This is a genomic window from Bacillus sp. JJ1562 (assembly GCF_036962705.1).
Taxonomy (GTDB): Bacteria; Bacillota; Bacilli; order Bacillales; family Bacillaceae_L; genus Ferdinandcohnia.
Genome location: NZ_JBALOQ010000035.1, coordinates 39,106 through 57,788, shown reverse-complemented (window position 1 = coordinate 57,788; position 18,683 = coordinate 39,106). Strand labels below are relative to the sequence as shown.

Annotated in this window: 16 protein-coding genes; 6 read left to right on the top strand and 10 right to left on the bottom strand. The window is 37.6% G+C overall.

Annotation, left to right across the window (positions count from 1 at the left end; translation table 11 throughout):
• Positions 1–3: 3 nt before the first annotated feature.
• From V7097_RS19585 to V7097_RS19575, 3 genes are all read right to left on the bottom strand, one after another.
• Positions 4–1,236, bottom strand: coding sequence for a metallophosphoesterase family protein (locus V7097_RS19585; RefSeq protein ID WP_335705331.1), 1,233 nt, complete (start codon positions 1,234–1,236; stop codon positions 4–6).
• A 141-nt stretch (positions 1,237–1,377) separates the two neighbouring features.
• Positions 1,378–2,631 (bottom strand): ABC transporter permease, encoded by a 1,254-nt coding sequence (locus V7097_RS19580; protein ID WP_335705330.1) that lies wholly within the window; start codon positions 2,629–2,631, stop codon positions 1,378–1,380.
• On the bottom strand, positions 2,624–3,523 hold the full coding sequence (locus tag V7097_RS19575) for an ABC transporter ATP-binding protein (RefSeq protein ID WP_335705329.1): 900 nt from the start codon (positions 3,521–3,523) through the stop codon (positions 2,624–2,626). Before V7097_RS19575 ends, V7097_RS19580 begins: the two co-directional genes overlap by 8 nt.
• Positions 3,524–3,685: 162 nt before the next feature.
• Between V7097_RS19575 and V7097_RS19570 the strand changes: the two genes are divergently transcribed.
• Positions 3,686–3,868, top strand: coding sequence for a YhzD family protein (locus tag V7097_RS19570; protein ID WP_335705328.1), 183 nt, complete (start codon positions 3,686–3,688; stop codon positions 3,866–3,868).
• A gap of 69 nt (positions 3,869–3,937) precedes the next feature.
• Here the strand turns inward: V7097_RS19570 and V7097_RS19565 are convergent, their stop codons facing one another.
• The 7 genes from V7097_RS19565 to V7097_RS19535 form a co-directional block, all read right to left on the bottom strand.
• Positions 3,938–4,726, bottom strand: coding sequence for an enoyl-CoA hydratase (locus V7097_RS19565; RefSeq protein ID WP_335705327.1), 789 nt, complete (start codon positions 4,724–4,726; stop codon positions 3,938–3,940).
• 277 nt (positions 4,727–5,003) lie between these two features.
• Positions 5,004–6,623 (bottom strand): long-chain fatty acid--CoA ligase, encoded by a 1,620-nt coding sequence (locus tag V7097_RS19560; protein ID WP_335705326.1) that lies wholly within the window; start codon positions 6,621–6,623, stop codon positions 5,004–5,006.
• A gap of 36 nt (positions 6,624–6,659) precedes the next feature.
• A complete protein-coding gene (locus V7097_RS19555; RefSeq protein ID WP_335705325.1) occupies positions 6,660–7,799 on the bottom strand; it encodes an acyl-CoA dehydrogenase family protein in 1,140 nt (379 codons plus the stop codon).
• A gap of 382 nt (positions 7,800–8,181) precedes the next feature.
• Positions 8,182–9,696, bottom strand: coding sequence for a coproporphyrinogen III oxidase (locus tag V7097_RS19550; protein ID WP_335705324.1), 1,515 nt, complete (start codon positions 9,694–9,696; stop codon positions 8,182–8,184).
• A gap of 380 nt (positions 9,697–10,076) precedes the next feature.
• A complete protein-coding gene (locus V7097_RS19545) occupies positions 10,077–10,940 on the bottom strand; it encodes a Cof-type HAD-IIB family hydrolase (RefSeq protein WP_335705323.1) in 864 nt (287 codons plus the stop codon).
• 137 nt (positions 10,941–11,077) lie between these two features.
• Positions 11,078–11,434 carry a YlbF family regulator gene (locus V7097_RS19540; protein ID WP_335705322.1) on the bottom strand — a complete coding sequence of 119 codons (357 nt, stop codon included), beginning with the start codon at positions 11,432–11,434 and terminating at the stop codon, positions 11,078–11,080.
• Between the two features lie 135 nt (positions 11,435–11,569).
• On the bottom strand, positions 11,570–12,703 hold the full coding sequence (locus V7097_RS19535) for a DUF445 domain-containing protein (RefSeq protein WP_335705321.1): 1,134 nt from the start codon (positions 12,701–12,703) through the stop codon (positions 11,570–11,572).
• A 330-nt stretch (positions 12,704–13,033) separates the two neighbouring features.
• Here V7097_RS19535 and V7097_RS19530 point away from each other — a divergent pair, with 330 nt between their 5' ends.
• The 5 genes from V7097_RS19530 to V7097_RS19510 all read left to right on the top strand — a co-directional run bounded on the left by V7097_RS19530 (position 13,034) and on the right by V7097_RS19510 (position 18,564).
• The gene (locus V7097_RS19530) at positions 13,034–14,392 is read left to right on the top strand and encodes a YheC/YheD family endospore coat-associated protein (protein ID WP_335705320.1); all 1,359 of its coding nucleotides are present in this window, start codon (positions 13,034–13,036) and stop codon (positions 14,390–14,392) included.
• Positions 14,393–14,421: 29 nt separating this feature from the next.
• Positions 14,422–15,483, top strand: a complete 1,062-nt coding sequence (locus V7097_RS19525) for a YheC/YheD family endospore coat-associated protein (RefSeq protein WP_335705319.1) — start codon at positions 14,422–14,424, stop codon at positions 15,481–15,483.
• Positions 15,484–15,497: 14 nt separating this feature from the next.
• Positions 15,498–16,856, top strand: coding sequence for a YheC/YheD family endospore coat-associated protein (locus tag V7097_RS19520; RefSeq protein ID WP_335705318.1), 1,359 nt, complete (start codon positions 15,498–15,500; stop codon positions 16,854–16,856).
• A complete protein-coding gene (locus V7097_RS19515; RefSeq protein WP_335705317.1) occupies positions 16,853–18,037 on the top strand; it encodes a YheC/YheD family endospore coat-associated protein in 1,185 nt (394 codons plus the stop codon). The genes V7097_RS19520 and V7097_RS19515 overlap by 4 nt, the downstream gene beginning before the upstream one ends.
• Before the next feature lie 317 nt (positions 18,038–18,354).
• The gene (locus tag V7097_RS19510) at positions 18,355–18,564 is read left to right on the top strand and encodes a YheE family protein (protein WP_335705316.1); all 210 of its coding nucleotides are present in this window, start codon (positions 18,355–18,357) and stop codon (positions 18,562–18,564) included.
• Positions 18,565–18,683: the final 119 nt, after the last annotated feature.

The following is an 18,683-nucleotide window of genomic DNA, read 5'->3' as shown; positions in this document are numbered from 1 at the left end:
TCATCACCCCCTGTTTGAATGGTACAGTTCCCGTAGGATCAGTTTTTCAGCATCTTGAAGTATTTCATGTAGTTCTTCGCTTGTAAAAGTGTCAATATACCTACGAAAGCTTTGGTGGTTCCGTAAAGGAAGTAGTGCCTGATTAAAATCCTGATATGTCTCCATATTTTCTAACAAATCTCCAATAAAATGAGAGTCATGCTTTACTTTTTCTCTATCAAATTCCAATTGTGTGTCTTGTTTCATTTCCACAACATAAACAAAATTCTTTACTGTAATGTCATCGTTTAAAAGTGATAATAGGTCTTCTTGCATCCCTTTATCTTGAAGTTGATCATGGAGTGGACCTGTTCCTGTAAATTCAATCGTTAAAAATATGCCCTGGTTTTCTTTACGAAAATCATCTAGATGGGAAAGTGTCTCATCAACAAGCTGGTCAAAACTAGCGATCTCAGAAATGTCGATTGTCGTATTCTCCCATATAAGATCTGATGTTGGGAAAAATGTAAAGTCTGCTCCGGTCTTCGAAAGCTTTACAAGATAACCACCTTTTTCACCAGTTTCTTTTTTATGTCTTCCTTGGATATTGCCAGGATATACAATAGGTGGCTCTTCGGAAAGAATCTCTCTTGTGTGAATATGCCCTAGGGCCCAGTAATCGAATCCTTTTTGCTTGAGATCTGAAAGTAAGAATGGCGCATAGCGACTATGTGCACCTTCCCCTTCTCTGCTACCGTGTAAGATGCCTATATGAAAGGGTGCATCTTCTTTTTTTTCATAAGATGAGGTTTTGTTTTCAAGCACGGCTCTCTTTGCATAACTAAAGCCGTAAATGTTTGCAATTGTTTCCCCATTTTTTATATAAGGAATTACATCGACTTTTTCATTTTGAAACACATGGACATTGCTTGGCCACTTAAAATGTGGCCAGTTTCCGCTAAGATGGTCGTGATTCCCGTGAATGACAAAAGCTTCAATGTTATGTTCTTTTAGTCGTTCCATTTCCTTTCGAAATCGGGACTGTGCACGAAGGCTGCGATCTTCTCCGTCAAATAAATCACCAGCAATCACTACGAAATCTACCTTTTTCTCAATTGCAATATTGATTAATCTAGTCAAAGATGTAAAAGTACTTTCTTGTACACGCTTAAATATTTCAGTCGGAAGGCTAGCTAAACCTGAAAATGGGCTGTCCAAATGTAAATCCGCGATATGTAAAAAAGTGATTGAACTCATTTCAACGCTCCCTTTGTTCTGTTATCTTTATTCTACCACCTCATGAATACGAATGCACGTTCTTGTTTTGTGAAATTTAAAAAACCGAGGGTTGCACTCCCTCGGTTAAATTGGAACCAGAAGAACCGTCCCTCTGGTACCTTATTTATCATTTTTTGTTAGTTGTAGTGCTTTCTTAATGTCTTTGAAGGAGGATGATTTTCCATACATTAGGACTCCTCCTCGGTAAACTCGTGCACCGAAAATCGCTAAGAACGTAATGGTTAGCACTAGTATTCCGATTGATAGTGCGATTTCCCAGGTTGGTAGTGTTAGCATCCCCACACGAAGGAACATGATCATTGGTGCAAAAAACGGAATAAATGAAGTAACGGTAATCACAGATGATTCAGGTTTTGTTAGGCCAAACATTGCAATCATAAATGCAGCGACAATTAATAAGGTCATCGGGGTAATCATTTGTTGAACATCTTCAATACGACTTACCAATGAACCTAAAAAGGCAGCAAGTGTTGCAAATAGGAAATAGCCTAAAATGAAGAAAACTCCGGCATATACAAAAGTTGAAACCGGTAGATCTCCAAAGCCAAACACTTCAAAAAATCCGCCTTCCATTCCACTCATGCTTTGCTTTAAGGAACCATATCCAACCGCTAAAATGACAGCAAACTGGGTTAAGCTTAATAAAGCAATACCAAGGATTTTCCCAAACATTTGCTTAATCGGGGAAACACTTGAAATGAGAATTTCCATTACACGGGATGATTTTTCAGTCGCAACCTCCATTGCAATCATATTTGCGTACATGATGACTGCAAAATAGATAACAAATAAAAGGACATATACTAGGCCACGCGCTTGATTTAGTTCTTCCTCAGATTTTGCATTTTCCTCAAGAGCTTGTTTTTCAAATTGAACAGGAGCATATAGTTCATTTATCTGCTCAGAAGATAATCCCGCTTTTGTCGTTGCGATTGTCACCTTCAATTGTTGAAGAGCTTGTTCAAGCTGACCAGTGATTTCCGAATCAGTAATCGACGGGGCTTTATATACCCCCTCTGGTAGTCCTTCAGACGTCTCTGTCAAAATGAGATATCCAGTAATTTCTTCAGCTGTTACTAGATCTTTTGCTTGCTCTTCAGTTTCGTCTATTTTTTCAATAACGATATCACTAGACATTGCTGTTAAAGTTTGTTCATATGCTTGATAAAGACTATCTGACTCGGTTAGAACAGCAATATGGCTTGTTTCATCTTCATCAAATTTTTCAATGATGGTTTGAATGTTTGCAAGACCAAAAATAATGAGTGCAGTTATAAGGGTAGTGATTATAAAGGATTTTGTCTTTAATTTACTCACATATGTGTGAAATAGGATAATCCAAAATTTACTCATACGAAGCACCTACCTTTTCGATAAAAATATCATTTAAGGAAGGTTCTTCTAATACAAACTTTCGAACAAAACCTTTTCCTGCAATTGAATCAAGGATTTTTTGTGATATCTCTTCACTTTCAACCTGTAAATTAAGTCCTTCTGCAGTTTCCTTTGACTTTGTAACGCCTGCTAATGTTTTTAAATGACTAATATCAAAATCAGCATGTACAATGACATTTTTCTTTCCAAATGAGCGCTTTATTTCCTTTAATGATCCATGTACAACTGGTTTACCATGGTGCATGATGCATAAATGCTCACATAATTCCTCAACATGCTCCATACGGTGACTGGAAAACACAATTGAGGTTCCTGAATTTTTTAAATCCACAACAGCCTCTTTTAAAAGTTCGACATTCACAGGGTCTAGTCCACTGAATGGCTCATCAAGAATAAGAAGCTTTGGTTTATGTATTACAGAAGCGATAAACTGGATTTTTTGCTGGTTTCCTTTTGAAAGTTCCTCAACCTTTTTTGTTGCATATTCAGGAACCTTAAATCGCTCTAGCCAATAATCAATTTGTTTTAAAATATCTTGTTTCTGCATACCTCGTAGTCTTGCCAAGTATACAAGTTGATCACGTACCTTCATTTTCGGATATAGACCTCTTTCCTCCGGCAGATACCCGATCAAGTGGCTTGTATCATAATTGATTTTTTTCCCATCCCAACTAATTTTTCCATCAGTTGCATCCAATAAACCTAATATCATCCTGAATGTTGTGGTCTTTCCAGCTCCATTTGCACCAAGAAATCCGAACATTTCGCGTTCAGGAATTTCGATTGATAGATTATCAACAGCAGTAAAGCTACCGAATCGTTTTGTCACATGTTCTAGCTGTAATGTCATATCGACCCCTCCTTCTCCAGTTGTTTATACGATTATGTTACGAAAAAGTTTCACCAAAATATCATACCACATTTGTTTACTGGTTTTATGTTGCGAGAAGACAAGCTATACTCTACACTTTAAGTATCAGAATTTTCAACTTATTATGGGAGGGTAACTGACATGAATTATGTATTAACTGTGTTTGATAAAACGGGAGAAAAATTGCTTGAGGAATCATTTGAAGCGGCTAGTGAAAAAGAAGCAAAGGAAACAGGAGAGAAAATCCTTAAAGAAAAAAATTATTTAGAAACAACCCACCGGTGCACGAGCTCAGCTGGAAATTTAGTGTTGTTTCATCGATAGTCGAGCACTCCGATTGGGGTGCATTTTTATGAAGAAAGCCCCGCCGTACTTTCAGCGGGACTTGCTTCTTTATTCACCAGTAAATATTGGTTTTCTTTTTTCTAAAAATGCTTGAATACCTTCGCCGTGGTCCTTTGTCTTTCTCATTGCCTTCTGACCTTGTTTTTCTAATTCTAGTATTTTTTCAAGCTCTGGTAAGTGCATTTGATTATAAAGTGATTTGGTTTGAATCATAGCTAGTATTGGTCTCTTTTTCCACTTTTTGATCTTATGAATGACAGCAGTTTGCAGTTCTTCCTCGGCAACCTCATCAATTAGCCCAATATGCAAAGCTTCCCCAGGTGACAATTGCTTTCCTTCCCAAATAACATGCTTAGCTTTTGCTTCACCAAGTCTTTTTTCAAGGAAGAAATGTGCCCCTCCATCTGGAATTAGGCCAATACGGATGAAATTCATGGCAATGTTTGATAGTCGATCTGCAATAATATAGTCAGCACCTAGTGCAAAGCTCAAACCTAGTCCCGCTGCTGGTCCGTGAATTGCACTGATTACTAGTTTCGGCAATAGATAGAGCGTTTTCGTTATTTCAGATATAAGTTCCATTACATGTTCAAAAACACTATCATCTGTGGAACTTAACATTGTTTTAATATCTCCGCCAGCTGAAAATGCACGTCCACTTCCTGCTAACACAAGGATATCCACTTCATCATTGGCTGCTATTGCCTTTAAACTATGTAAAATCTCATTTAACATGTCAAAATCCATTGAATTTAATGCATTTGGGCGATTAAGAGTAAGGTATGCTACTCGCTCTTCAATATGTAGAAACACTTTTTCAACTTGTTCGGTTGTCATTTGTAATCCCCCTTAAATGGTGTTACTAATATTATACAATTATATCAATCTAATTGAAACCGTTTTCTAAAATTAGGCCATCCAAAAAACTTTGGATGGCTTTTTTTCCGAATCTCTCCTAGTTTTTATCCAGATGTAAACCTCTTTACGGAGTTTGCACGTTTTTTATTTCCTGAATTTATCCAGTTACAAAACACTTTACATAGGTTTGCGAGCTTTTTACAGGGTTTTCGGGATTGCCATCCCTATTTAATCTCCAGATTTAGACCTGACAAGTTTATTTTATTTGTGACAAATGGTCCTGTAATTGATCCCTTAATGCCCTCTTCAAAAACTTTCCTACCGATGTTTTCGGAATTTCATCCATGAAGATGATATCATCTGGTAACCACCATTTAGCAAATTGTGGCTTTAGAAACTCGAACAACTCTTCCTTTGTGGTTTGCTCCTTTGCAGCATCCTTTAATACAACACATGCCACCGGGCGTTCCTGCCATCTTTCATGTGGGACTGCGATAACGGCCGCTTCGAAAACGGCATCATGAGCCATGAGTGCATTTTCAATATCGACAGAGGATATCCATTCTCCACCGCTCTTGATTAAATCTTTTGTTCTGTCAACAATCTTCACAACTCCTTCTTCATCGATTGTGACAACATCTCCAGTATGAAGCCATCCATCACGAAATGCTTCGTTAGTTCGCTCATCCTTGTAATACTCATCAGCAATCCAATTTCCTCTTAAAAGGAGCTCCCCCATTTCTTTTCCGTCATTGGCAACCTCTCCGTGCGCTCCAATAGCCTTCATTTCAACTAGAGGTACGAGAGACCCTTGTTTCGACCGAATCTCTAATTTTTCTTCTTCTGAAAGATCATTTTGGTAGCTTTTTAGACGAGATAAAACAACAAGGGGTGTTGTTTCAGTCATCCCATATGCATGGATAAAAGGAATTTTATATTTTGATTCAAAGGCTTTAATGAGCCCTTTTGGAGCTGCTGATCCACCACATAGGATACGGGTTAAACTGCTTGTATCGTAGTTTCCTTGCTCTAATTCATTAAGAAGTCCCAGCCAGATTGTTGGTACTCCAGCTGTCATTGTTACTTTCTCGGAATCTATTAGTTCAGCTAAAATCTTTGGAGTAAAATATGGGCCCGGCATAACGAGTGTTGTTCCAAACCACACCGAAGCAAATGGCAATCCCCAGGCATTTACATGGAACATCGGAACAACTGGCATCGCAATATCGCTTTCCGATAATCCAGAGCTATCAGCAAGGCCTAGCGCCATACTATGCAACACAACTCCGCGGTTAGAATAGACTACCCCTTTTGGATTACCGGTTGTTGCAGATGTATAGCACATTCCTACCGGATCGTTTTCATCTAGATCTTTCTTAAATTCAAATATAGGATTTCCTTCACTTACGATTTTCTCATAATGATAAAGGGGTTCTAAGGTTGATTCAGGCAATTCATCTTTATCCGTCATGATGACATAGGCTTCAACTGATTTTAATTGGTCCTTTACTTTTTCTAATAATGGGAGTAGGTCTTCGTCAAAAAGTAATACCTTATCCTCAGCATAATTGATGATATAGGTAATATGCGCAGGTGAAAGACGAATGTTAATTGTATGCAAGATTGCTCCAATTCCAGGTATGGCAAAATAAGCTTCAAGATGACGATGATGATTCCATGCTAGCGTTCCAACACGGTCACCTTTCTCCACGCCTATTTTTTCTAAGGCACTTGATAATCTCCTTGTTCGCTCTCCTATCTCTTTATAAGTATGGGTTACAATTCCTGTTGAAGTTCTCGAAACAACGGTTTTCTTTGGAAAATACCTTTCCGCGCGCTCGAGCATTGAAGAAACCAGCAATGGTACATTCATCATAATTTTTTCCCTCACTTCAATATTATTTTTTAAAAATTATAGCCCCATCTTTTTCACAATGATCGTTTTCATAATTTCATTTGTACCTGCATAAATAGCCGATACAGGAGTATCGCGATACCTTCTAGCAATCTCGTATTCCTCCATATATCCATAGCCACCATGGAGATGCATACATTCTGCAGCTACCTTTTTAGCCATATCGGTTAACCACCATTTTGCCATTGAAACTTTTGTCACCACATCCTTCCCTGCAATATGTTGTTCAATTAAATCATCTAAAAACGTTCTACCAATCTCGATTTCAGTTGCCATTTCGGCAAGTTTAAATTGAATATGTTGGAATTTACTAATCGATTTTCCAAAAGCCTCTCGTTCTTTTACATATTTCAAGGTTAGCTTTAGCATTGTCTCGGCTGCGATTTGAGCCGATATTGCTACAATCAAGCGTTCCTGTTGAAGTTGCTGCATTAAGTAATAAAAGCCCTTTCCTTCCATTCCGATGAGGTTTTCAGCAGGCACTATTGCATCTTCAAAAATAAGCTCTGCCGTATCTTGGGCATGGAGACCTACCTTATCAAGCTTCCTCCCTCTTGAAAATCCAGGAGTATCCCTATCAATTACAAGCAAACTAATTCCTTTATGTTTTGCTTTCGGATCTGTTTTACATACAACAACGACCAAATCGGCATGAATACCGTTTGTGATAAATGTTTTCTGACCATTGACAATATAATGGTCACCCTTACTTATGGCAGTAGTTTTAATCCCCGCCAAATCAGATCCAGTACCTGGCTCTGTCATTGCAATTGCTGTAATGATTTCACCTGAAATACATTTTGGGAGCCATTTTTGTTTTTGTTCCTCTGTTCCATATTCGTTCAAATAAGGAACCACGATGTCACTATGAAGACCGATTCCAATCATGCTTGCCCCAACTCGTTCAAGCTCTTCATTAATGATCACAGAATAGGCAAAATCAGCGTTAAAACCTCCATACTTTTCATCGACCCATGGGCAAAGGAAGCCATTTTCCCCCATTTTCGTCCAAAAAGAGCGAGGAATCATCCTGTCCTTTTCCCAAACGTTATAAAAGGGGTAGGCTTCTTTTTCCAGGAACTTACGAAAAGCATCTCGAAAAATTTGATGTTCATCTTGTAAATAACGTGCTGTCATCGTTATCCCTCCTAATTTAAGGGTTTGCTCTTATTTTGGGTACATTTATTGTGGGTAAATATAATAGAAAAATTATAGAAAGCGTTTACATTACCGAAAAAGGAGTCTTTTAATCTTTATGAGGTCCAATACATGAATAATTCCATATAAAGAAGAAAAAACCTTTATTTTTATCCAATCAAATATGCCTTGGCATATTTGCGCCCGATTTTTAGGCCCACAGGAAGTGGGTCATAAAGACGTAGCCACTCAGATGTCTTTGATCTTACTATTCGAAAAATTTCCATTGAGAAATCGTGGCATCCGCCGGAGGCTTTAACTTAATTTAGCAGAAGTGATGAACTTCTACTAAATTAAGTTAAAAAGAAGGAGGCATAGTTTCCTATACCCCCTTTGCCACTCCAAAAAGCTCGTTTAAAATAGTTATTTTTTTATTCGTATAATCCACAAAATTGTCATTGTAGGACTTTGGATCCTTCGGGTTTGCAAACTGAGTAATTTTCCCTGTAACTGGATCAACAAATTTACTAGCTGCTCCACAGCCTAGGCCAATAATCGTTTGCATTTCTTCCATAATCATAATATTGTAAATGCTCTCTTGCCCTGGCAGAGAATAACCTACATTTTCTAGGTTTCCTAGAATGTTCTTCATTCGATATAAATAGTAAGGTACATAGCCATGTTTATTAGTCCATGTAGAAGCATTGTTCATCATATCCGTTATTTCATCACGACCTGCAACCTTATACTTTTGCTTGTTTCGTGTCATTTCAGATGCACGTTTAAAGGACAAAGTATGAACGGTTAATGACTCAGGCATAAGCTTTTCTGTTTCAGAAAGTGTATAGTTGAACTCTTCCACTCCTTCACCAGGAAGGCCAATGATTAAGTCCATATTGATATTATTCATTCCCATGTTTCGTGCTAAATGAAATTTCTCTATCGTTTCATCTACAGTGTGATGACGACCTATTGCTTTTAATGTTTCCTGAATATAGGACTGTGGATTAATACTGATTCTGTCAATATTCCACTTTTTTAGGACATCCAGTTTTTCCGAGGTTATGGTGTCAGGTCTACCCGCTTCAACAGTAATCTCTCGAATATTTTTAACATCTGGGAAGGACTGATACATTTCTTCGTACAGCATGTCCATCTCTTGTGCTGTAATGCTTGTTGGGGTTCCACCACCGTAATAGACCGTGGTTATTTTGATATTGTTCTCTTTTAACCAACGCCCTATTTCTCGCATCTCGAAGTGAAGACCACCAAGGAAAGAATCTACTGAACCCTGTCTTCCATTGATTGCATAAGCAGGGAATGTACAATAAGCACATTTCGTTGGGCAAAAAGGAATCCCAATATAGATACTTACTTCATTTTGAAGTTGATATAAATCAGGAACCATTGTGAGCTGACGGTCGACAATTTGTCGCATTAATTCGAGCTTTTCATCGGTAATTAAATAATCTTCTTTTAATTGTTTGTGGGCCACCTCTGGTGACACGCCTTGTTGGATCTTTTTGTGTAAAAGCTTTGTTGGACGGACGCCTGTAAGCATTCCCCATGGTTGGGTGATTCCTGTAAAGTCTTGCATAACCATTACATAGACATGTGAAACGGCATTTTTAATCTTTTTAAATAGTTCTTTTTCATTTTCAAACGGCGGAAACTCCTTACTAAAGCTACCTTCGTATTTATTGCCCGACTTCATATCAGTCAGTTTTGCATATGTGGTAATGATAGGATTGTCATATTCATATTGAAAGTCTACTAATAGCTCAGGATCTTCTAGCTCTGTGATTGAAAGTTCACTTTCCTCAAAAAATAGATTTGTAATGAACTGTATAGGTCGAATAAACCCTTCATCATCAAGCCCTTTGAACAAAATACGCATTGTTTGTATCACCTTTTCATTTAATCAAATACACCTTGGCGTATTTGCGCCCGATTTTTTTCGAGCATGCTCGAAAAATTCCCTTTAAAAAATCGTGGCATCCGCCGGAGGCATTAACTTTATTCAGTAGAAGTATGGAACTTCTACTGAATTAGTTAACAGCTTTCTTAAGTGTACAGAATGTACGTTTTTTAATCAATATGAGAATTTTGGTTGGTTTTTAGTTGGCGATTATGTACTTGTCTATAATAATTAGTTCCTATCGGTTTTATTTTGGATCTATCGATTTTATTTCAGTTTTATCGTTTTTATTTCAGTTCTAAAGATTTTAGCATTTTTCCCAATTAAAATACCCCCACAAACAGTGGAGGTTAACAACTTTATTTTTCAATCTTAATTTGTTTTAGGAAATCAATTCTTTGCTGCTTTCGGAAATGCTCTTTAATCATGTAGGAGACGCCATTCATATTGTTGGAACGAGTTACCCAGTCGGCGGCAAATTTGACTTCCTTTGGTGCATTCCACATCGCAACTCCTAACCCAGCCGAATGAATCATTTCAATATCATCAGGTGAATCACCGATGACTACTGTTTCATGTAATGGGATATCCAAATGTTTGGCTAAAACTTTTAGACCATTAAGCTTAGTAACTCCGAATGGTGTGATTTCTAGCTTATGTGGTTCAGTTAAATCGACTTGGATGTCCTGAAAGTGCTTATTGATCGTTTCTTTGATCGTCACCAGTTCATCCTCACTTTGTGAATAGACTTCAATTTTTGGTGGCTCTACAGGATTGTCTGTTAAATAATCACCTAGTGAATCGACAAACTGCATTGGATAAAAGAGTGGATCGCCTGAGCCAAACATCGCTTTTGCGATAAGGTTACCAGGGAACCTCATGCGATTACCAATTGAAAACTTCTCATGCTGGAGGCGGATGCTACACTTAAAGTTTTCTAATACCTGGACAATGTTAAATGTTTTCTCTTCAGATATGCGTTTTACAAAAATAGGATCATCTAGATTTTTGCTGATGAATCCTCCATTATGCGTAATTAAGGTTGAATTTAGCTTTAATGCTTTGGCTATTTTTTTCGTCGATGCAAAATGGCGCCTTGTTACAAGGGTCACATAAACTTCCTTTGCTCGGACGTAATCAATGGCTTCCTTCGTTCCACTTTGAAGCCGACCGTTTGGGCGCAGTAATGTTCCATCAACATTTATTGCTAGTAACCTATACATATGCGCAGTCCTCCTTCTCGCTGTTGCTGTCCCTATATATATGGTTATGAAAAAATAAAACTGATTAGAACATTAGGTTTCACATGAACGAACGAAACCAAAAAGAACCCCCGCCAATGCGAGGGTTCTTTTAATCATTATTGTTGGTCCATGCTGCCATATATTTCTTCCAGTGGCTTAAGCATGATTTGGTTTAGTTCACCGATAACAACGCTCATACGTTGCTCAGCTTCCATTAGCTTTGCAATCGTATCATGTTGTTGAACAAGTGCTACTTGTCGTTGAGCTTGCTCTACTTCTTCTTGTGAAATATCTTCACCCATCATCTGTTTTTGTTGAAGGGATAATTGTATGTTTCGGAAGCTTTCAAATAATTTCTTTGCACCTTCGTCATTATTGACTTGATCATATAATTGCTTTAGTTGCTTAAACTCATCGCTCTCACGAATCGCCTTTTCAACTCCATACGCAACATCATATAAATTTACACCCATTTTACCTACCTCCTTTTCCAGATTTACTGCGAGGAAAAATGGCTCTTTTCCACTATACCAAACATTTCCACAGAATTCATCCTTAACCGCAAAATCAAGGATATTATTTAACATATGCGATAAAGGAAATTTTGCTTAAAAGAACTGTGCAATAATACCTTGAAAAATACCGATGATTCCACCAATCAATGCCCCTAAATACGTAATCATCGTTAATTCTCGTTTTGAGATGCCTAATACTATTTCCTCCAAGCGTTCTACAGGAAACGCACCAACCTGCTCCTTTACAATATCCTCTAACTTAAGGCTTTTCATCATTTTCTCAACTCGATTTGCGACAAAATCGCCTACCATTTCAATTCCTTTAGGGATGATAGTCTGAAGGATTTGGTCTTTATAAGGTAGTAATACCACATTCGCAGGAGTTGCGAGATATTTCTTAACAGGAATGATGTTTAAAGTCTGCTCCTTTAAGAAGGAAAGAATTTTTTCTGAGCCTACCTGTTCGACAACTCTATTAACCTCCCAGGCTTTAACCTTATTCCACTCTTTTACAATTAAAGAATGTAATAGCTCCTTTGTACCCGGATTTCTCAGGAATTTTACAATTTCCGGTTGAATTTTATCAATTAAGCTTGTGTTCCCTAAAAACATTTGCACCATATTTCCAAGCATTCCCCGGGTCGACAGAAAATCGTCAATCATTCTTTTTAGACGTTGTTTTCCTTCTTCACTTTCGAAATACTCAATGCCTTTTTCCGTGATAAATTCCGCCACTTCTGGAAACTTCATTTCAATTTTTGCAAGCAGTTCCTCAGGAATGACATACCCGATTTCTTTCGATACCATTTCATCTAAAAGTTTTACACATTTCAGTTCAATGAAGTTAATTAGTTTTTCCTCTGCCACTTCATCAAGATTATGTATTCCTAGATGCTCTGCAAGCTCGTTGAAATTTTTTTCAGACTCAAGTAGCTTGTCAACCTCTTCCTTCGCCCAGCCTTCGATCGTACTGACAAAGCTTTCGTCTCTTAGTTTCTGCTTTAGGCTTTCAGGTGTTAAAAGATGCTCTACTACGGTCCTTCCCATTTGAAAAGCCAGGTCATCTCTTCGCTTTGGGATTAAACCTGGCGTAAAAGGAAGACGTTTTCCACCAATATAGATGGCTTTATATGGCCGAAACAGCATTTTAATTGCCAGATGATTCGTTGCTCCCCCAATGATGGCTCCAACCACCATCATAAATATGATCATTAAAAATACATTCATACAATCAATCACCCTTTAAAAATGAACTTTAACCAAGTCACAGTTTAATCTGTTTTTTCATACGATACGATATCAGACATTCGCCTATGAAGTAATGCATGGCGCACACATATATGCGATAAGCACAAGAAAAGCGCTGACAGAAGGCGCAATTTGCCTTCAGAAGCGATTGACTTGTGACCTAGACCCGATGCGCCCGGAGCTAGACATCGAAAACTAAGTACGAAATTTTAAACTTTCCTAACTAATTTAAATAGAATTTCCCAATTGAAGTACCACCTTATCAATTATAGTGTTTATACGTCAAGTTACGCAAATGGGGTTATCAGGATGACGGAAAAAATTATTATCGAGGTGATTCCTGTTACCAACAAACAGGTTTCCCCTTTGCAAATAAAAATGAGTGACATCATCTTCAAGGAGTTTGGCTTACAAAACGAACAGAAAATTGAATTAACCTGTAGCAGGAATAGTATTATCGTTGAAATCGTATCTATTAATGAGAGCGAGCCAGTGATTCAATGTACTGACTTCATATTAAATGAATTACAGCTTCCTAGTGAAAATTTTTCTATTACCCTCTTTAAAAAATCAAATAAAAAACTTGAAATTGGTCCAATCGTCGGACTTTTAACAGAGGTAATCGATAAAAACAATCAAGTTTCACTTGGTTCAATTGAAGAATTTTGTGAAGAAATATCGTTATATGCTAACGAAATCGGAGTATTTTTCTATGTCTTTTCCTTAAATACATTTTATAACCATGATGGATATATCTGTATAGATGGAACATGGAAAAAGTCAATTGTCCCGTACCCACAGGTGGTCCACAACCGGATTCACTCTCGAAAACGGGAACAGTCCCGAAAGTTTATCGATTTTACTAATGAATTGCAGATGAACAATGTACCGTATTTTAATGATCATTTTTTAAATAAATGGGAAGTACATGAAATCTTAAAGGAAAATGAGCATATTCATTCATATATCCCTGATACGGAGCTGTTAACGAGTAAGGATGTTCTCTTTGAAATGCTCGAGAAATATGAATGTGTTTTTGTAAAACCAGTCCATGGAAGTCAAGGAAGAAATATTTTTCGAATCCATAAAACGGATGAAGACAAATATTTATTAGATTATACAACCTTCTCCGGTGATATTGAGGCTGTCCATCAAAGCTTTACAGCTCTGTTTCAATCCTTATTTTCAAGACTAAAACAACATACATTTATTGTTCAGCAATGTATTTCACTTCTATTTTACAATGAAAAACCATTGGATTTTCGCGTGCTATGTCAAAAGCACTCCAGTGAAAAATGGAAGCTAACCTCCGTTATCGCACGAGTATCATCGCAGGATCAATTTGTTTCAAACCTTGCAAGAGGAGGAGAAATTCAAAAGGTCCATAAAGTCCTTAACGAAAACTTCGATGTAAAACAAATTCCCCATATTAAAAGGTTAATGAAAGAAATTGCTCTAGAGGTTGCATCGATTATCGATGGAACGGATGACGGAATATTTGCTGAGTTAGGAATTGATATAGCGCTTGATGAAAATGGCAAACCGACGATTCTTGAGGTCAACACGAAACCATCGAAAAATCAGGAACAAGATCAACTATCTACCAAAATTCGGCCAAGCGCAAAAGCGATATTACAGCATTGTGTCTTTCTATCGAATTTAGATTAAAACCGATATTTAAGAAAGGAGAGGGTCTAATGATTTCACTGGGTTTTGTTACTCTTCATCCGAACCAGGAAAGGGGTTATGCAACGGAACTTGCCCGTCGTGCTCCTGAATTTGGGATACAGCTTTATCGATTTACTCCAACATCGATTGAACCTATCTCTGAAATGGTTCGTGGAGAAATATATAATCACACAACAAATAAATGGGAACAAGGTATGTTTGAAATTCCATTGTATTTATATGACCGTTGCTTTTATTCGAATGATGAAGTCTCTAAAAAAAGTCAGCCAATCATGAACTGGTTAAAGTTACGTCCATCCATTACTTTTATAGGGAAAGGTCTTCCAAATAAATGGGAGATTTACAATACTTTACTTCAAGATCAGGAATTATCACCATATATCCCTTCTACTGAGAAAGCTCTCTCCTCTTCTGCCATTCTACGCACCTTAATGAAAGAGCATAAAATCATCCTAAAGCCAGAGAAAGGATCCATGGGAAAAGGAATTATTGGTCTTTTTCTTTATCGTAATTATGTAGAAGTCATCTATAAAGACGATAAACTCCTAAAAAAGAAGCAATTTACGACTAGAGGGGATTTAAAAAAGTGGATTGATTCCGTTATTACCAGTCAACCGTATTTATTACAAACCTATTTGCGACTACATGATGAAGAGAATCGTCCTTTTGATATTCGAATATTACTTCAAAAAAACGGCGAAGGAAAATGGATTGAGCAGGGCCGCGGAATTCGCCAAGGATTACCGGATCATCTCATTTCAAATTTGGGTGGCGGCGGAGAAACACATTCTTTTGAAAGCTGGACAGAAAACATGTCTTTTCATCAAAAGCAATTACTTTCGGATAACATTCATACAATTATTAATAGGCTACCTGATGTGCTAGAAGAACAGTTTGAACCTCTGTTCGAAATAGGAGTTGATTTAGGTCTTACAAATGATGGTGCCATCTGGATTTTAGATACAAATTCAAAGCCAGGGAGAAAGGTTATTTTAGAAACCAGTCCAGAAAAAGAAGATGCCCTTTATACAACACTATTACAATATTGCCTCCATCTTCATAGGGGTTAAAGGAGTGGAAAAAAATGCGAGCACCGTTGCCGCTTAAAATTACACATGGAGAAAACGGAAAAGTGTATGTTCCTAAAACCATCCAATTAAAAACAACTATCAAACATATTCTTTTTGGAACATCCTCCTGTGATTGTGAGGTCATCCAAGTAGATAGTCAAGAAATTAAAATGTCAGAGGATCTATTTTCAGCGTTAAATATCCCATACACAAGTACAACACAGGTTTTTGTCCATGAAGATAATCTTTACATTGGGCCACTAGTAGGGATTTTCACTGCAGGTTTTAGTGAGTCTATGATTCGACCAATTGGAGATCGAACCTTATTCTTTGCAAAGCTTTTGGCTCAGGAAAGAGCAGTTGGAGCATATGTTTTTATTTTTGGTGCAAAACATATTGATTGGGATAAAGGGACCATTCATGGACTTTTTCATAATCATAATGGCTGGGAAACGATTGAAGTCCCCTTTCCTAATGTAGTCTATGACCGCCTTCCAAACCGCCGAACGGAAAAACATAAAGCCTTACGCGAAATCAAACAACGTTTGCATCATGAGTACTTAATACCGTGGTTTAATCCTGGATTTTTTGATAAATGGGAAATTCACCAGCTATTAGAGGGCGATCATCGCGTTGCAACGTATTTACCAGAAACTCATAAAAGTCCGACCTTTACTTTAATTGAGCGTATGCTATCAAAATATCAGCATGTTTACATTAAGCCTGCGAACGGCAGTCTTGGTTTAGGCATATATCAAGTTCTACTTGACCGGGAAACGCAAAGATATTATTGTCGCTATCGTGACAAGGATGGGAAAAATCGTCTTCAACGTTTTTCTTCCATTGAATCATTTATTAATACCCATTTCCGCAACAAACGATTGGAGCATTATATTGTCCAACAAGGAATCCATTTGCTTCGAAGTGACCATAAAACAATTGATTTTAGGATCCATACAAATAAAGATGAAAAAGGCAAATGGCAGGTCAGTGTGATGGCAGGTAAAATCGCTGGACGCGGTAGTGTGACAACACATCTAAATAATGGAGGTGCCGTTCGTACACTCACAGAGATTTTTCCGGATGTCGCAGAATGTAAGAAAGTTACCGATTCTTTGAAACAGGCGGCACTTTTGCTAAGTGAAGTCATTGATTCTAGACAAAAAGGAAATATTGGTGAGCTTGGATTTGATTTAGGTGTCGATAAAAATGGAAGTGTGTGGCTATTCGAAGCAAACTCAAAGCCTGGTCGATCAATTTTTTCACATCCAAAGCTGAGAAAATATGATAAGCTCTCAAGCAGGCTTCCGTTACAATATGCCGTTTATTTAACTGAAACAACAATTCATGCCCCAGAGGAAGTTTTCAAATGAGCACCATTTATTATCACATTGAAACACAGACATGGTATCAATGTGAGGAAGCAAATGGACTTTTCTTTGGAAAGACAAAATCAATCATTTCTTACATTGGGGGCAGCTTAGAGCAATCGCTCCCTTTTTCTGTTAATAAAAATGGAAATATAGTTGGGCCAGTCATAGCTATACTAACTGGCACCTCAAAAGACAATACCATTATTGGAAATTTCAAGGTACTGAAAAGAATTCTGTTATCTTTACAGAAAAATGGTGCATTAGGAATTGTCATTACCCCACATTCAATACGGCGACATTCAGTGGAAGCCTTTACCTTTTATCAACCATTACAAAAATGGATCAAATTACGAACTCCCCTTCCAAATGCTGTGTATAATCGAATTCCATACCGACATATGGAGGAAGCGCAGACTTTTACTGACGTAGTTTCTTTTTTAAAAATGAATGAAATTCCCTTTTTTAATCCGTACTTTTTTTCAAAATGGGAGGTTTATCAAATATTAAAGAAGAGTGATTTTGTTCAGCGATTTCTTCCAGAGACGACTCTTCTCGAAGAAAAAAACGACCTCGAAGAAATGATAGCAAAACATCAAATCCTCTATATAAAAAGCTCAACAGGACATAAAGGAATTAATCTTTACAGACTTAGAAAATATAAAAAAGGATTTATAGTAGAAACACCACATGGAAAACAAAGCTACCCAACACTCTCTTCATTTTGGGAGAAGTATAAGGATGATTTTGAAAAAAATAACTATCTAATACAGAAAGCCGTTCAAGCAGACAGCTTTGAAGGTAAACGATATGATTTGCGAATTTTATGTCATTATCGTGAGAATGGACATTTCATTAGCGGCATCGGAGTAAGAGTTGCCGGTGAAAATGAAGTGACTACACATGTCCCTAATGGTGGGTCGATTATTCCCTATCAATTAGTTCGCCCTCGATTCAACAAAGCAATTTTGCAAAAGCTTGTGTTTGAAATTGGAAAAGCGCTTGTAGACGAAACAGGTGATTTTATCGGAGAGTTCTCAATTGACCTTGGTCGTTCTGAGGATGGAACGATTTTTATTTACGAAATTAATTCAAAACCGATGGTATTTAATGAGCCACATATTCGACAAAAAGGACTTGAAAATTTAACCAAACTCCTTATAATGGAAGGAACAAAAGCTTAAGCGCCTTGAGAGCGGAACATCGACTAACTACTGCCACGTCCTGTGGCAAACGTCGATGTCAGCACTTCCTCGAAAATGCTATGCATTTTCTTCGTGCGATGATTATGCAACCGAGGCTTTCCTTGCCCTGTGCAAGTCCGACCAGCACAAGACGATCCAGCATGAAGGTCGCTCTTTGACCTTCTTGGGGGATTGGCTTGTGACCTCGAGCTGCTCAAAGTAAAACTTTTCGCAAGATATTCACTGAAGCCTATTCGAGGTGAAAACTGGCTAGGCGATTAAGCTAGACGTCAAATTCAAGCTAAGGGGAGCTTACGATGATCTCACATTTTCAATGGAAGCCTTTATATAAAAGCAGCAAAATTCCCGGTTGGAGCTTTTCTTTTTACTTCCAAGGAACAAAATATCATGCAATTTATAATAAGGATGGAAGCATTGATTGGCAAGGAAACCATCCAGATTTGAAAGTCATAAATGACATTACAAAACAAATTCATGAATTAATGCTCTTCCATGTCTACGAATAGGATTATTTAGCAGATGTGGAGCACTTCTCCTAAATAAAGCCTCCGGCAGAGACATGCGATTTTCAAAGGTAACTTTTCGATCATAAGATCAAAGACTAAGAGCGCCACTTCCTGTGGCA

Excerpts from the sequence above, each read along its gene's own strand:
- V7097_RS19585 (WP_335705331.1), bottom strand. The coding sequence starts at position 1,236 with ATGAGTTCAATCACTTTTTTACATATCGCGGATTTACATTTGGACAGC.
- V7097_RS19580 (WP_335705330.1), bottom strand. The coding sequence starts at position 2,631 with ATGAGTAAATTTTGGATTATCCTATTTCACACATATGTGAGTAAATTA.
- V7097_RS19575 (WP_335705329.1), bottom strand. The coding sequence starts at position 3,523 with ATGACATTACAGCTAGAACATGTGACAAAACGATTCGGTAGCTTTACT.
- V7097_RS19570 (WP_335705328.1), top strand. The coding sequence starts at position 3,686 with ATGAATTATGTATTAACTGTGTTTGATAAAACGGGAGAAAAATTGCTT.
- V7097_RS19565 (WP_335705327.1), bottom strand. The coding sequence starts at position 4,726 with ATGACAACCGAACAAGTTGAAAAAGTGTTTCTACATATTGAAGAGCGA.
- V7097_RS19560 (WP_335705326.1), bottom strand. The coding sequence starts at position 6,623 with ATGATGAATGTACCATTGCTGGTTTCTTCAATGCTCGAGCGCGCGGAA.
- V7097_RS19555 (WP_335705325.1), bottom strand. The coding sequence starts at position 7,799 with ATGACAGCACGTTATTTACAAGATGAACATCAAATTTTTCGAGATGCT.
- V7097_RS19550 (WP_335705324.1), bottom strand. The coding sequence starts at position 9,696 with ATGCGTATTTTGTTCAAAGGGCTTGATGATGAAGGGTTTATTCGACCT.
- V7097_RS19545 (WP_335705323.1), bottom strand. The coding sequence starts at position 10,940 with ATGTATAGGTTACTAGCAATAAATGTTGATGGAACATTACTGCGCCCA.
- V7097_RS19540 (WP_335705322.1), bottom strand. The coding sequence starts at position 11,434 with ATGGGTGTAAATTTATATGATGTTGCGTATGGAGTTGAAAAGGCGATT.
- V7097_RS19535 (WP_335705321.1), bottom strand. The coding sequence starts at position 12,703 with ATGAATGTATTTTTAATGATCATATTTATGATGGTGGTTGGAGCCATC.
- V7097_RS19530 (WP_335705320.1), top strand. The coding sequence starts at position 13,034 with ATGACGGAAAAAATTATTATCGAGGTGATTCCTGTTACCAACAAACAG.
- V7097_RS19525 (WP_335705319.1), top strand. The coding sequence starts at position 14,422 with ATGATTTCACTGGGTTTTGTTACTCTTCATCCGAACCAGGAAAGGGGT.
- V7097_RS19520 (WP_335705318.1), top strand. The coding sequence starts at position 15,498 with ATGCGAGCACCGTTGCCGCTTAAAATTACACATGGAGAAAACGGAAAA.
- V7097_RS19515 (WP_335705317.1), top strand. The coding sequence starts at position 16,853 with ATGAGCACCATTTATTATCACATTGAAACACAGACATGGTATCAATGT.
- V7097_RS19510 (WP_335705316.1), top strand. The coding sequence starts at position 18,355 with ATGATCTCACATTTTCAATGGAAGCCTTTATATAAAAGCAGCAAAATT.